The sequence below is a fragment of the Microbacterium sp. 4NA327F11 genome (genome assembly GCF_005503465.1).
GTDB lineage: Bacteria > Actinomycetota > Actinomycetes > Actinomycetales > Microbacteriaceae > Microbacterium > Microbacterium ginsengisoli.
The window spans coordinates 23,765-36,750 of sequence record NZ_SCOB01000001.1 but is presented as its reverse complement, the minus strand read 5'-3'; the positions used below and the strand labels follow the sequence as shown (position 1 = coordinate 36,750).

Sequence of the window (12,986 nt, the reverse complement as noted above, 5' to 3'; positions counted from 1 at the left end):
CCATCCGGGAGGTGCGGTGTCCGACCGCAACGACGATCTGTTCACGCGCGCCCGCGGCGTCATCCCCGGCGGGGTGAACTCTCCGGTGCGGGCCTACGGCTCGGTGGGCGGTGCGCCCCGGTTCGTCTCGTCGGCGGCGGGGCCGCGGGTGACGGATGCCGCGGCCACCCCCTATGTCGACCTCGTCGCGTCGTGGGGTCCGGCGCTGCTCGGCCACGCGCATCCCGAGGTCGTCGAGGCGGTGCGGGAGGCCGCGACCCGGGGTCTCTCGTTCGGCGCGCCGACGGAGGCCGAAGTCGAGCTCGCCGAGCTCATCGCCGCTCGCGTGCGGGTCGGCGAGGCGGCTCCCGTCGAGCGGGTGCGACTGGTGTCGACCGGCACCGAGGCGACCATGACGGCGATCCGGCTCGCCCGCGGGGTCACCGGCCGCGACCTGCTGGTGAAGTTCGCGGGGCACTACCACGGCCACTCCGACGGCCTGCTCGCCGCCGCCGGGTCCGGTGTCGCGACGCTCGCGCTGCCGGGGAGCGCGGGCGTGCCTGCACCGATCGCCGCGCAGACCCTCGTGATCGACTACAACGACCTCGACGCCGTGCGCGAGGTGTTCGCCGTGCACGGCGACCGCATCGCCGCCGTGATCGTCGAGGCGGCGGCCGCGAACATGGGCGTCGTCGCGCCCCTGCCCGGTTTCAACGCCGCCCTCGCCGACATCGCCCACGCGCACGGCGCGCTCCTCATCCTCGACGAGGTGCTCACCGGATTCCGCGTGCACCCCGCCGGCTTCTGGGGCCTGCAGCAGGCCGCCGGCGAGCATTACCTCCCCGACATCATCACGTTCGGCAAGGTCATCGGCGGCGGCATGCCACTCGCCGCCCTCGGCGGCCGGGCCGACGTCCTCGACGCGCTCGCGCCTGTCGGCCCCGTCTACCAGGCGGGAACGCTGAGCGGCAATCCGCTCTCGGTGGCCGCGGGGCTCGCGACCCTGCGCCTTGCGACGCCCGCCGTCTACGCGAAGGTGGATGCCGCGGCATCCGTCGTCGCGACCGCCCTCGCCGACGCTCTCGCCGCCGAGGGCGTGGTGCACGCCGTGCCGAGCGCGGGATCGCTGTTCGGCGTCGCGTTCCTGCCCGAGGCACCGCGGTCGTACGCCCACGCCCTCACCCAGGAGGCGTGGCGCTACCCCGCGTTCTTCCACGCCATGCTCGACGCCGGGGTGGCGCTGCCGCCGAGCGTCTACGAGGCCTGGTTCCTCACCGCGGCGCACGACGACGACGCGCTCGCCGTGATCACGGCGGCGCTTCCGGGCGCGGCGCGCGCCGCGGCATCCGCGCAGGCCCCCGCGTGACCCGGGTCGTCGTGCTCGCCGGCGGGGTCGGCGGCTCGAAGTTCACCCTCGGTGTGCGCGAGGCGCTCGCCCGTCGCGGCGATCCCGCGGCGACCGTCGTCGTGAACACCGGCGACGATCTGTGGCTGAGCGGCGTGCGCCTGCAGCCCGACATCGACTCGGTGCTCTATGCGCTCGGCGGCCAGAACGACACCGTCCGCGGGTGGGGACGCGCCGGCGACACCGAGCGGGTCAACGCCGAGCTGCAGGCGTGGGGCGCGGGCTGGCCGTGGTTCACGCTCGGCGACCTCGATCTCGGCACCCACCTCGCGCGCACCGGATGGCTGCGCGACGGTCTCTCCGTCACCGAGGTCGTCGCCCGTCTGTCGGCCCGCTGGCCGCTGGGCGTGACCCTGCTGCCGATGACAGACAGCGAGGCCGACACGTGGGTGCGGCTCGAGTCGGGCGAGGTGCTGCACTTCCAGGAGTGGTGGACCCGGCACCGCGCGACCCTCGCCCCCCGCGCATTCGAGAATCCCGGGCTGGTCGGCGCCGTTCCCGCACCCGGCGTCGTCGAGGCGATCGCCGCCGCCGACGTCGTGCTGCTCGCGCCGTCGAACCCGGTCGTCTCGATCGGCCCGATCCTCGCCGTTCCCGGGGTGCGGGACGCCCTCGCCGCGACATCCGCTCGGGTCGTCGGCATCTCGCCGATCATCGGCGGTGCGGTCGTGCGCGGCATGGCCGACGTGTGCCTCACCGCGATCGGCGTCGACACCGCGGCCGACGCGGTGGCCGCCCACTACGGCAGTCGCACCGCCGGCGGCGTGCTCGACGCGTGGCTGCTCGCCGAGGAGGACGCGGCGCTCGCGCCGGCCGTCGCCGCGGTCGGGATCACCCCGGTCGTCGCGCCGCTGTGGATGACGGATGTCGCGGCCTCGGCCGCGATCGCCGACGCCGCGCTCGCCGCGGCCGCCCGCTGAACCCCGCTCGCCGCGAGACGAGCGCCGGAGTTGATCGGCCGCGGCAGGTCGCGTGCCACGCAGCTCAGGCGTGCCATAAGTCCGGAGTTGTGCCTGTTGAGTGGCTCGGATGCAGCGCGCCGCCCCGACTTTCCGGAGTTACGGTCACCCACACGGACGCGATCGGTAGGTGGTGACGGGCGGGCTGACGCGAGCTCGTGGCAGTGCGCTCAGAACGAGCACACGCGTGGCAACGGAACCGCCGATGCTCCCCTACCAGTTGGTGGCGCTCGAACGCCGACCGGCCTCGTGAACGATGAGTGCTTCGATGTCGATCGGCTCGGTCGGCGCAAGAGTGATGCTCGTCCACTCCGGGTCGGTGACGGGGCTCACGCCGCGAACCGTTGCTGACGATCGGCGAGGCGAGCCTGGTGCCGTCTCATTGCGGCGAGGTCGCTCCATCCGCCGAAACCGATGAGACGCATGCGCGGCGCGAGGGTGACGCGCTGGACGGATGCGCGTGTGAGGTAGGCGGTCATGGGGTTCTCCTTCGCGTCTAGAGTATGAGTAACGTAGTAAGTGGTCAAAGTTGTGAAATGCCATTGACCTGTAACATCAACATGGTGTTCAATAACTCAGAGCAAAATTGCCCGCTGAGTCGAAGGGGAACAGAATGACCACCGTCGAGATGGCCGAGTCCCGTGTTGACGAGGCGACGTGGCATCACGTCGATGAATCGTTCTGGTCAGGCAGTCGCTCTGGCGAGTTCTTCGGGACGATCGAACTCGTGGATTGCCGATATCGCGCATCTGGTGAGTTCGGCCAATCGCTGGGAGACCACGCGACATTCGTTCTCGCGGTCGCTGCAATCGATGCTGCTCGCGTACGAGACGACATCGATGCCTGAAACGATCGTGCGCCACGAGGGCGAGCATCTCTACGCTGACGAGCCATCGAGCCAGGCCGGGCGGGAACTGAGTGCGGCCATTCTTCGCTACCGCCGAGCGGAGCAGATGCAGGAAGCTCGTGCGCTCGAGACATCCGGGCTCTCGCACACGGACCTCAAGGCACTTCGATACCTCGTGCAGGCCTCGCGGGACGAGCGCATGGTGAGTCCGAAGGATCTCACGATCATGCTCGGTACGTCCGGGGCCAACGTGACGAACATCGTCGACAGGCTGGTGTCAAAGGGGTACACGGCGCGAGAGGACCACCCCTCGGACCGGCGCGCGCACTACATCGTGCCGACCACTGCCGGTATGGCACACGTTGATCACGCCATCGCGCGACACCATGCCGCGATCGTCGCCGCCATCGACACTCTGACGGCCGAGCAAGCGCGGACGGCGACCGTGGTGATCGACCGGATCGTCGACCTGATCAGTCGCGTCGACGGCTGACGCTTCCCGTTCGGCCCGGGTGGCGCGGCGCCGTGACTCAGCCGGCGTCGCCGCTTGGAGGCACGGACACGACCCGTCCCGACACGGTGGCGGCACCGAGTTCCGTGATCTCCCAGTCGAGGCCGCGCGCGAGGAGGAGCGTGCCCGCTCCCGCCTCGGCCGGCGCAGGGGGGGTGTAGAGCGCCGGGGTGCCCGCGGGAATGGTGAGGTGCAGCATCGTGGGTCCCGTCGGGACGGTCTCCCGGGTGAGGAACGTCCCGACCAGGAACGTGGGCTCGTGCACGCGCGCGCCCGGGGCGGCGCCCGCCGGAAGTGCGTCGGCGTCGTAGGGAAGGGCGACCACGACCGTCTCGGGCGCGGGGCGCACCCGAACGGCACCGTCGAGGGCGGCGATACGGGCGTCGATCTCCGGGGTCGACGGGGCGACCCCGCGCAGCACGGCGTCGATCTGCTCGCGCGTGACGGCGGTGCGAGCGACCTCCGGCGACGCCGCACGGCCACGGGCTGCACCGCCGCGCGAGTTCCGGTCGGGCCGAGGGGGGTTGAGCGCGTCCGAGACGGCGGCCGTATTCGGGAACGTGACGATATCCGTGCCGACTGCCCCGGAGCGCTCCGGACCGGCGGTACCCACGAGCGAGTCGAACAGCTCGTGTGCCGGGATGCCATTGGCCGCGCCGTCAGCGAGGATCCGCCACCAATGATCGGAGTGGATGTTGACGTAATCCTCGTCGTCGTAACCCGCCAGAAGGACGAGCACGCCGCCGGCCGGATCGGCCGACGTGACGAGGTAGCCGCGAAGGTCGTCGCCGCGACGAACAGGGGCCGCGATCACCGGGTCGTCGGAATGATGCGCGTACGTCGGTGGTCCGCTGACGACGCGGAAGTGGACGTCGTCGTCTTTCCAGCTCATTTCACCACCTCCGCGTAGACGTGCCATTGGCCGTTGACGAGCTCCGATGAGGTCGCCCTCCACTCTAGGCCGCGCCCGAGAAGAAGCTCTCGCTCCGATCCGCCGAACTGCGACATCTCCTCGACCCATCCCGCGGGTGTGCCCGGGGGCACGGTGAGGTGAAGGATCGCGTCCTTGTCGGCGAAGCTCTGCGCGGGTCCGCCGAGGGAGGTCGAGAGGAACGAATCCTCGGTCAGCGTGTTGCCGGCGGCGGCCTTGGGTGTGAAGGGCCAATGCGAGACGCCCGTTCCGCGTGTCACTTCGATCGTCTCGGTCAGCGGTCGGCGGGCGAGCGTCTCGTCGATCGCGCGGATGTGACCCTCGAGCTCGGCCGGATACGGCGGGCCCTTGCGCAGCGCGCCGTTGATCTCGGCGTAGGTGATCCCGCTCGGTCCGGGTGCTTCGCGGGTGTAATCGAACACCGCCTCCCGCTGAGCCGGGGTCAGCTCGTCGGACAAACCGGCCCAGGCCTGCCGACCGTACGCGACAGCCTCGTCGTCGTCGGCGAAGCGGCGCACGGATGTCAGGCTCACCGCGTCCCCCTCGCGACCCAGCACCCGGCTCACGGCGCTCCTGCCGCCCTTCAGCACCGAGGCGAACAGCTCGTCGGCGTGGGAGAGCAGCGACCGAAGCTTCTCCAGCAGCGTCGCGAGGGTCTTGATCGAGCGGAGCAGCGCGGTGAGCTTCGAGCCGATCTTCGCGGTCCACGAGGCGACGCGCGTCGCGACCTGTTCGACGATCCACGGGGTCGCCAGCCCCACGGTGACCACCGCCTCCGCGGCCCAGGAGATCGCGGAGCCGACGAGCTGCGACAGCACGTCCCGCACGATGTCGTGCACGACCTGAACGATGGTGGCGGCGACCTGCAGCCCCGTCGCCATGGCGCCCGCCCACGTCGCCGCGCCGTGCAGGTGCTGCGCGGCATCCGTCTGGAACCTCCGGTAGGCGTCCATCGCCTCGCCCGCCAGCTCGTCGAGGTCGCCCAACACTCGGGTCAGCTCGTCCCCGGACTGCTGCAGCTGCGACTGGATGTTCGTCCACGTCGCCGCGAACGCCTGCACCTCTCCGGCGTCGCCGGTCAGGTCGTTGAACCAGCCCTTCAGCGGCTCGAAGTGATCGATGAGCCAGCCGAGTCCGGCGGCGATGAGCGACCCGAGCGGATCCGACACCGTCGCGACCGTGTCGACCGCCGTCGAGAACGCAGCCATTCCCCCCTCGACCCAGTTGCCCGATTCGATCGCCGAGACGAGCTGCGACCCCGAGTCCAACAGGCCCGCGCCGCTGAACGCGGTCGCGGTCTCGACCCTCGTCGCGACCAGCGGGTTGTCGGTCATGGATGCCTCACCCCAGCGCCTTCTCGATCGACTGCACCGCACGCACCACGTCGTCCTCGAAGTCGGCCATGTCGGTGGCCACCCCGCGCACCTCCCGGGCGCTCCGGGTCAGCATCCCCTCCGCGGCGGCGATCGCGGAACCGGCCATGGTCGCCGCGAGCGTGGCCGGTGGCACGAGGAAGGCGCAGAGCACTCCGAATGCGCCGCCGCCCATGTTCGTCGCGCGGCTCGCGTCGGCGGCCACCCGCACGTCGGCGGCCACCTGATCGACGCGCGCGGCGTGCGAGGAGATGAGGTCCGCGTCGATCGCGATGCGTTCAGCCATCGTGCCGCCCTCAGATGGCGATCGTCGTGTCGGCCGGCGGCGCCGGGCGGTCGAGCTCGCCCCGCAGGTGGGCGACGGTGGGTGAATCGGCGCCGAAGGCCTCGCTCGCCAGCTCCAGAGCCTTCTCGCCGGCCTGCCGCTGCGCCTCGTTCGCGGTGTGCACGATGAGCCGGCCGAGGTCGCGCGACGGCAGATGGGATGCCGCGTCGGTGAGCTCTACGGCGGCGAGGCGGCCCGAGGCATCCACCGTGACGGTGACCTCGCGTCGCGGTGACGTCGCGACCCCGCGCACGGCGTCGATCTGCCGCCTCAGCTCCGCCGCCCGCTCGGCGCGCTCCTGCGCGTCGGCGATCTGCTGCTCGACCGTCGCGATGGCCAGATCCGCATCGAGATCGGCGGAGAAGAAGTCACTCACGCGCGTCAGGTTACGACCGGGGTCGGGTGGGTGACGGGTCTTGTCCACAGGCGGGCGAGGCGCCGCCCGAGGCCGGGTCGGCGTCTGTCAGCGCACCATCCAGGCGAGCAGTGATCGCAGCGCGTCGGCTCCGTCGGCACCGATCTCGGGGTGCCGCGCCACGACGTCGTCCACCTCCCTGGCGACCCAGTCCGGGACGTCCCTCGTGGGGGAGTCGAGGGCGACGGTGTCGAGCTCGGTCACGATCGCGACGGTGCGGCGCCGCAGCTCGAGGTCGGTGATGCGCTCGGGATGTCGGCCGATACCCGTCGCGGTCGCGCCCCAGACGTAGGCGCGCAGCCCGTCGTCGACGGTGTCGACGACGGGCTGCGCGAAGGTCATGGGCGCGGGGATCTCAGTGCGTCGCGTCGTCGCGCCGTGCCACCGGCCGCGCCGTCATGCTGCGGTGCCGTGCCGTCGCGACGCGGAACGCGAAGCCCACGGCGACGCACGCGAGGAAGCTCCAGACGACGAAGGTCAGGACACGCGCTGCGCTGGTGCCGTCGAACAGGAGGTTGGCGGCGACCATCGCGATGATCGCGACGACCACGAGGGCGCCCAGGGCGTAGGGGATGGTGGCGCGAATGACGGGTCCGGTCATCGAAGTCTCCATGCGTCGTTGCGGGAGGTGCTCGGTGGGCCCATAGTAGGGGCGTCGTCGGCCGGCGCCAAGCATCTTGTGCACGACGTCGCCGTCGTGCCATGAGATTCAGCCGGCGGCGACCAGGACGGCGTGTGTGCGGGGACCGACTCCGAGGGTCGCGGCGACAGCCAGCTGGGCGGCGGTGTCGACGTCGCGGCGGAGGGTTGAGGCATCCGAAACCGGCAGCACCGCGCACCCGAGGGCCACATGGCGAGCGAACGAGCCGTCGCCGAACGCACTCGCCCACGGCACCCCCGCGCCCGCGGTGACGAGCGTCGATCCGGTGCCCTCCGCGTCGGCGACGACGGCGCGGTCGACGGATGCCGCGGCCGCCAGCGCCGCGTCGAGATCGCCTGAGCGCAGCGCCGGCAGGTCGCCGAGGAGCGCCGCGCGGTGGGCGGTGGCGGCGGCCGCCACGCCGCGTGCGATCGCGGCATCCAACCCCCGTGCCTCGCCCTCATCGATCACGCGCACGCGGCCGGACGCCGCCGACGCGCGAAGCTCCGCGTCGTCGGTCACCACGATCACCTCGGCGACCCGGTGCGCCGCGGCGGCCGCGGCGATCGTGTCGAGTGCGATCGCGCGGGCGAGGGCGGCGCGGTCGGCGACGCGCAGGCGCGACTTGCCCACCGACGTCGGCTTCACGGGCACGACGACGGTGAACAGCGGCGGCGGGGCGGCGGTCACGCTCCGAAACGGGCGCGCAGGCGCGGCAGGATCTCGGTGCCGTAGGTGCGCAGGAAGGTCTCCTGGTCGAAGCCCGGGTCGTGGAACACGAGGTGACGGAAGCCGAGCTCGGCGTAGCGGGAGATCTGCTCGACGTGCTCGTCGGGGTCGGTCGACACGATGAAGCGCGAGGCGGCCCGTTCGATCGGCAGCTCGGCGGCGCGGCGCTGCATCTCGATCGGGTCGTGCACGTCGCGCTTCTCCTCGGGGGAGAGCGCGAGCGGTGCCCAGAAGCGGGTCTTCTCGAGCGCGGTCTCGCGGTCGTCGGCGAGCGACACCTTCACCTCGATGAGGGTGTCGACGTGGTCGTCGCTGCGGCCGGCCTTCGTGATGCCCTCTTCGAGCGCGGGCAGCAGGGTGTCGACGTAGAGGGCCGGGTCCTTGCCGCTCGTGGTGATGAAGCCGTCGGCGATGCGGCCCGCGAGCTTCGTGGCGGCGGGACCGGCGGCGCCGATGTAGATCGGCACGAGCTCGTCGGGACGGTCGTAGACGGTGGCTTCGGTCACCGAGTAGAACTGCCCGTCGAACGTGACGCGCTCGCCCGACCACAGCTCGCGGATGAGCGTGATCGACTCCTTGAGGCGCTGGAAGCGCTCGGGCGGCTCGGGCCAGTCGAGGCCGAGGGTCACCTCGTTGAGCGCCTCGCCGGTGCCGACGCCGAGCACGATGCGGCCAGGGTTCAGCAGCCCCAGCGTCGCGAACGCCTGCGCGATGACCGCCGGGTGGTAGCGGAACGTGGGGGTGAGCACCGAGGTGCCCAGCAGCACCCGCGAGGTGCGGGCCCCCACGGCGCCGAGCCACGGGATCGCCGCCGGGGCGTGGCCGCCCTCGTGCATCCACGGCTGGAAGTGGTCGCTGATGAACACCGAGTCGAAGCCGACCTCTTCGGCGAGCACGGCGAAGTCGGCGAGCTGGCCGGGGCCGAACTGCTCGGCAGAGGCCTTGTAGCCGAGGCGCAGGGGAATGGTCATGATGCTCCCATCGTGGACGTGTCGGAGTCGGGGGTCGAGTCGATGACGGATGCCGCACCGTCGCCGGCGGCGCCGACGAGCTCGTGCGGCGGCTCGAACTCGGCGCCGGTCGCGCCGTCGAGCACGCGCCGGAACGCGTCGACGGGCGCCGGCCACAGCAGCGTCAGGCGGCCAGACCGCGGATCGACGTACCAGTTGCGGCATCCGCCGGTCAGCCACGGCGTCGCGGCGGCGGCGGCGTCGATCGCGGCGGTGTAGGCGGTCTCGGCCTCGGGGCGCACCCGCCGCACGGCAGGGTGCTCGCGCAGGGCGCGGGCGGCGTACCGGGCCTGCTGCTCGGCCATGAGCACCGAGGAGTTGTGCCCGAGCGAGGCGTTCGGGCCGTTGAGCACGAACAGGTTCGGGAAGCCGGTGACCACCGTCGAGGCGAACGAGGTCATGCCGGTCGCCCAGTGAGCCGCAAGGGTGCCGTGCTCACCGGTGACGAGCTCGGCATAGGGCTGCTCGGCGGCGGCGAAACCGGTCGCCAGCACGATGACGTCGGCCTCCATGCGTCGTCCGCTCGCGGCGGTCAGCGTCGTGCCCGAGACCTCGGTGAGCGCCGACGGCTCGAGGTCGACGAGACCCGACGCGATCGACGGGTAGAAGTCGTCCGAGAGCAGCACACGGGTGCAGCCGAACGCGTACGCCGGCGTCAGCGCCGCCCGCAGCGTCTCGTCGGGCACCTGCGCGGCGAGGTGGTCGAGGGCGGTCGCGTGGGCGCGCGCGGATGCCGCGGCATCCCCCGACCGCGACGCGAAGCGTTCCTCCCCTTCGCGGTAGAGCGCGTCGTACGCGGCCTGCACCGCGTCGGGGTCGGCATCGAGGGCCGCCCGCTCGTCGGCGTCGTAGGTGCGCCCGCCGCGCGGGACGATCCATGCGGGCGTGCGCTGGAAGAGGGTCACCCGGGCGCCGCGTCTCGCGATCTCGGGGGCGAGCTGCACGGCGCTCGCGCCGGAGCCGATGACCGCGACGCGGGCTCCGGTGAGGTCGACGTCGTCGCGCCAGCGGGCCGAGTGGAAGATCGGCCCGGGGAAGCTCGCGAGTCCCTCGATCTCGGGGATGCGCGGCTCGGTCAGCCGGCCGCACGCGAGCACGAGGGCGTCCGCCTCGAGCTGCGCCGGCGAGGCGCCGCCGGTCGAGACCCGCCACAGCGACGCGCCCGCGTCCCAGGTCGCGGCCGTCATCGGGGTGTCGTAGCGCAGGGCGTCGCCGAGCTCGGCGGCGACCCGCTCGAGGTAGGTGCGGATCTCCTCACCCGGCGCGAACTCGCGCGTCCACGCGCCGCTCAGGTGCGAGCGCAGCTGGTAGAGCCGCGACGGCACGTCGCACGCGATGCCGGGATAGACGTTGTCCCGCCACGTACCGCCGGCGCTCGCCGCCCGCTCGATGACGGTGACGTCATGCCCCTCGTCGCGCAGCGCGAACGCGGCGGCGAGCCCCGAGAAGCCCGCGCCGACGATGAGCACCCGCGTCGCCGTCACCGGGCCGCCTTCCGCTCGGCGTCGGGCTCGCGGTAGTCGGTCGTTCGCTGCCGGAACGGTCGCAGCAGCGACGCGGCGAGCCGCGCGGCCTCGGGGATCGGCAGCTCGAGCCCCTGCTCGACGCCGGCATCGGGGCGCACGCGTCCGTCCAGCAGGGTGCCGCCGAGGTCGTCACCGCCCGAGCGCAGCAGCACGGCGGTCGCCGCGATCCCGAGCCGCGTCCAGGGCACCTGTACGTGGGGGATACTGCCCGTCAGCAGCAGGCGCGATACCGCGACCATCGCGCGGTGCTCGTCGATCGGGGCGCGGCCGGCGACGAGCGGCACGCCGCCGAGCGGGGTGGGAAGCGGGATCGGCACGAACTCGGTGAAGCCGCCGCCGCTGCCGGCGGCCGCGGCATCCGCCTGCAGCTCACGCAGGCGACGCAGATGCGCGACGCGCTCGCCGGCGGTCTCGACGTGGCCGTAGAACAGCACCGACGTCGAGCGGAAGCCGTGCGCGTGCGCGGCGCGGATGCCCGTCTCCCACCGGTCGATCTCGAGGTCGCCGTCGAACGCCGCCCGTCGCACCCGCTCGCTCAGCACCTTGACGCCGGTGCCGGGCACGCTGCGCACGCCCGCGTCCCGGAGCGCCGCCAGGGCACCGTCGAGACCGAGCCCGCCGCGGTCGGCGAGATCCCAGACGTCCTGCGGGCGGTAGGCGTGCAGGTGCAGGCGGGGCGCCGTCTCGTGCACGGTGCGGGCGATGTCGAGATAGGCGCGGGGATCTTCGGATGCCGCCACCCGCCCCTGCACGCAGATCTCCGTCGCGCCGAGGTCCCACGCGTCGGTGGTGATCGCCGCGACGTCGTCGAGCGTGAACGTGCCGGGCTCGCCGGTCGCGACCGCCCGGAACCCGGTGGAGGTGAGATTGCGGTTCACGACGATGCTGACCGTCTCGCCGACCGTATAGCGCCGCACGTCGTCGGCGGTCGCGGTGAGGGTGTCGAGGCCGGACCCGGTCGCGGTCAGCAGGCGCACCCAGTCGCCGTCGTCGAGGTCTCCGGGGGCGGACGCCGCGGCCTCCGCGAGTCGGGCGAGGTCGCCGCCGCTGCGCCGCGATGCCGCCGGGGCGCCGCCGCGGCGGAGTGCGGGCGCCGCGTCACCGGCGAGCCCCGAGTCGGGGTCGGCGAGCCTCGCGACCGCGGGTCGGAGATCGGGGTCGATCCAGCCGTCGGGATCGCGCACGAACTCGGGGTGCGCGGTGAGCCGCTCGCGCAGGGTGAAGCCGAGCTCGGCGGTGCGACGGGCGAGGTCGTCGAGGTGCGGCCAGGGGCGCTCGGGGTTGACGTGGTCGGCGGTGAGCGGCGACACCCCGCCCCAGTCGTCGGCGCCGGCGCGCACGAGCAGCTCGAACTCCGTCTCGTCCGACAGGTTCGGCGGCACCTGCACGCGCATGCGCGGCCCGAGCACGAGGCGCGCGGTCGCGACCGCCGCGACGTACTCGAGCAGGGACGCGTCGGGCGCGGCCCGCATCGCGGTGCGCGGCTTCGCGCGGAAGTTCTGCACGATCACCTCCTGCACGTGACCGTGGCGGCGGTGCGCATCGCGGAGCGCGATGAGCGACTCCGCCCGATCGTGCACGGTCTCACCGATGCCGACGAGGATGCCCGTCGTGAACGGCACCCGCTCGCGGCCGGCGTCCTCGATCACCGCCAGTCGCACGTCGGGGTCCTTGTCGGGCGAACCGTAGTGCACCTGCCCGGGCTCCTCGAACAGCCGGCGCGAGGTCGTCTCGAGCATCATCCCCATCGAGGGGGCGGTGGGGCGCAGCATCCGCAGCTCGTCCGCCGACATCACGCCGGGGTTCGCGTGGGCGAGCAGCCCGGTCTCGGCGGTGATGAGCCGAGCCATCGCGGCGACGTAGTCGAGCGTCGAGGTGTAGCCGTGCTCGTCGAGCCAGGCGCGCGCCTCGGGCCAGCGGTCCTCCGGGCGGTCGCCGAGGGTCAGCAGGGCCTCTTTGCAGCCGACGGCGGCGCCCTGGCGGGCGACGGTGAGCACCTGCTCGGGCGTCATGTAGACGGGCTTGCGCAGCAGTCGCAGCTGTGAGGGGGTGTCGACGAAGATGCAGTAGTGGCAGCGGTCGCGGCAGAGGGTCGTGAGCGGGATGAACACCTTGCGCGAGTAGGTGATGACGCCCGGGCGGCCCGCTGCGGTGAGCCCCTCGTCGCGCAGAGCGGATGCCGCGGCCAGCAGCGCCTCGAGATCGTCGCCGACGGCACCCAGCAGCGCTTCGGCGTCGGCGACGTCGAGGTCGCGGCCCGCGCGGGCGGCGGCGATCGCCTCGGGGATGCGCACGGCGGACGCCGGCGCCGGATGATCGGCCAGACTCACCGGTTC

At 72.6% G+C, this 12,986-nt stretch carries 14 protein-coding genes; 3 read left to right on the top strand and 11 right to left on the bottom strand.

What is annotated here, in order from left to right; translation table 11 throughout:
- Positions 1 to 16 precede the first annotated feature (16 nt).
- Positions 17 to 1,345, top strand: coding sequence for a glutamate-1-semialdehyde 2,1-aminomutase (locus FFS51_RS00185; RefSeq protein WP_137877135.1), 1,329 nt, complete (start codon positions 17 to 19; stop codon positions 1,343 to 1,345).
- Positions 1,342 to 2,304, top strand: a complete 963-nt coding sequence (cofD, locus tag FFS51_RS00180; protein ID WP_137877134.1) for a 2-phospho-L-lactate transferase — start codon at positions 1,342 to 1,344, stop codon at positions 2,302 to 2,304. The genes FFS51_RS00185 and cofD overlap by 4 nt, the downstream gene beginning before the upstream one ends.
- Before the next feature lie 368 nt (positions 2,305 to 2,672).
- On the opposite strand, the gene FFS51_RS14595 is transcribed toward cofD, so the two are convergent.
- Positions 2,673 to 2,822: a hypothetical protein gene (locus FFS51_RS14595; RefSeq protein WP_048809076.1), complete on the bottom strand. Its 150-nt coding sequence runs from the start codon at positions 2,820 to 2,822 to the stop codon at positions 2,673 to 2,675.
- Positions 2,823 to 3,014: 192 nt separating this feature from the next.
- Between FFS51_RS14595 and FFS51_RS00175 the strand changes: the two genes are divergently transcribed.
- Positions 3,015 to 3,683: a MarR family winged helix-turn-helix transcriptional regulator gene (locus FFS51_RS00175; protein WP_249352606.1), complete on the top strand. Its 669-nt coding sequence runs from the start codon at positions 3,015 to 3,017 to the stop codon at positions 3,681 to 3,683.
- Between the two features lie 37 nt (positions 3,684 to 3,720).
- Here the strand turns inward: FFS51_RS00175 and FFS51_RS00170 are convergent, their stop codons facing one another.
- The 10 genes from FFS51_RS00170 to cofG form a co-directional block, all read right to left on the bottom strand.
- Positions 3,721 to 4,593 carry an ADP-ribosyltransferase family protein gene (locus FFS51_RS00170; protein ID WP_137877133.1) on the bottom strand — a complete coding sequence of 291 codons (873 nt, stop codon included), beginning with the start codon at positions 4,591 to 4,593 and terminating at the stop codon, positions 3,721 to 3,723.
- On the bottom strand, positions 4,590 to 5,966 hold the full coding sequence (locus FFS51_RS00165) for an ADP-ribosyltransferase (protein ID WP_137877132.1): 1,377 nt from the start codon (positions 5,964 to 5,966) through the stop codon (positions 4,590 to 4,592). The genes FFS51_RS00170 and FFS51_RS00165 overlap by 4 nt, the downstream gene beginning before the upstream one ends.
- Positions 5,967 to 5,973: 7 nt before the next feature.
- Complete coding sequence (locus tag FFS51_RS00160) at positions 5,974 to 6,291, bottom strand: hypothetical protein (protein WP_137877131.1); 318 nt, start codon at positions 6,289 to 6,291, stop codon at positions 5,974 to 5,976.
- Positions 6,292 to 6,301: 10 nt separating this feature from the next.
- Positions 6,302 to 6,706 (bottom strand): YbaB/EbfC family nucleoid-associated protein, encoded by a 405-nt coding sequence (locus FFS51_RS00155; protein ID WP_171006058.1) that lies wholly within the window; start codon positions 6,704 to 6,706, stop codon positions 6,302 to 6,304.
- Between the two features lie 87 nt (positions 6,707 to 6,793).
- The gene (locus tag FFS51_RS00150) at positions 6,794 to 7,087 is read right to left on the bottom strand and encodes a hypothetical protein (RefSeq protein ID WP_045247472.1); all 294 of its coding nucleotides are present in this window, start codon (positions 7,085 to 7,087) and stop codon (positions 6,794 to 6,796) included.
- A 13-nt stretch (positions 7,088 to 7,100) separates the two neighbouring features.
- Positions 7,101 to 7,346, bottom strand: coding sequence for a hypothetical protein (locus FFS51_RS00145; protein WP_056209717.1), 246 nt, complete (start codon positions 7,344 to 7,346; stop codon positions 7,101 to 7,103).
- Positions 7,347 to 7,454: 108 nt separating this feature from the next.
- Complete coding sequence (cofC, locus tag FFS51_RS00140; protein ID WP_056209720.1) at positions 7,455 to 8,075, bottom strand: 2-phospho-L-lactate guanylyltransferase; 621 nt, start codon at positions 8,073 to 8,075, stop codon at positions 7,455 to 7,457.
- Entirely contained in the window at positions 8,072 to 9,085 is a 1,014-nt protein-coding gene (fgd, locus tag FFS51_RS00135; protein WP_137877129.1) for a glucose-6-phosphate dehydrogenase (coenzyme-F420), read from the bottom strand. Before fgd ends, cofC begins: the two co-directional genes overlap by 4 nt.
- Complete coding sequence (locus FFS51_RS00130) at positions 9,082 to 10,608, bottom strand: flavin-containing monooxygenase (RefSeq protein ID WP_249352605.1); 1,527 nt, start codon at positions 10,606 to 10,608, stop codon at positions 9,082 to 9,084. The genes fgd and FFS51_RS00130 overlap by 4 nt, the downstream gene beginning before the upstream one ends.
- A complete protein-coding gene (gene cofG / locus FFS51_RS00125) occupies positions 10,605 to 12,980 on the bottom strand; it encodes a 7,8-didemethyl-8-hydroxy-5-deazariboflavin synthase CofG (protein WP_212742756.1) in 2,376 nt (791 codons plus the stop codon). The genes FFS51_RS00130 and cofG overlap by 4 nt, the downstream gene beginning before the upstream one ends.
- Positions 12,981 to 12,986: the final 6 nt, after the last annotated feature.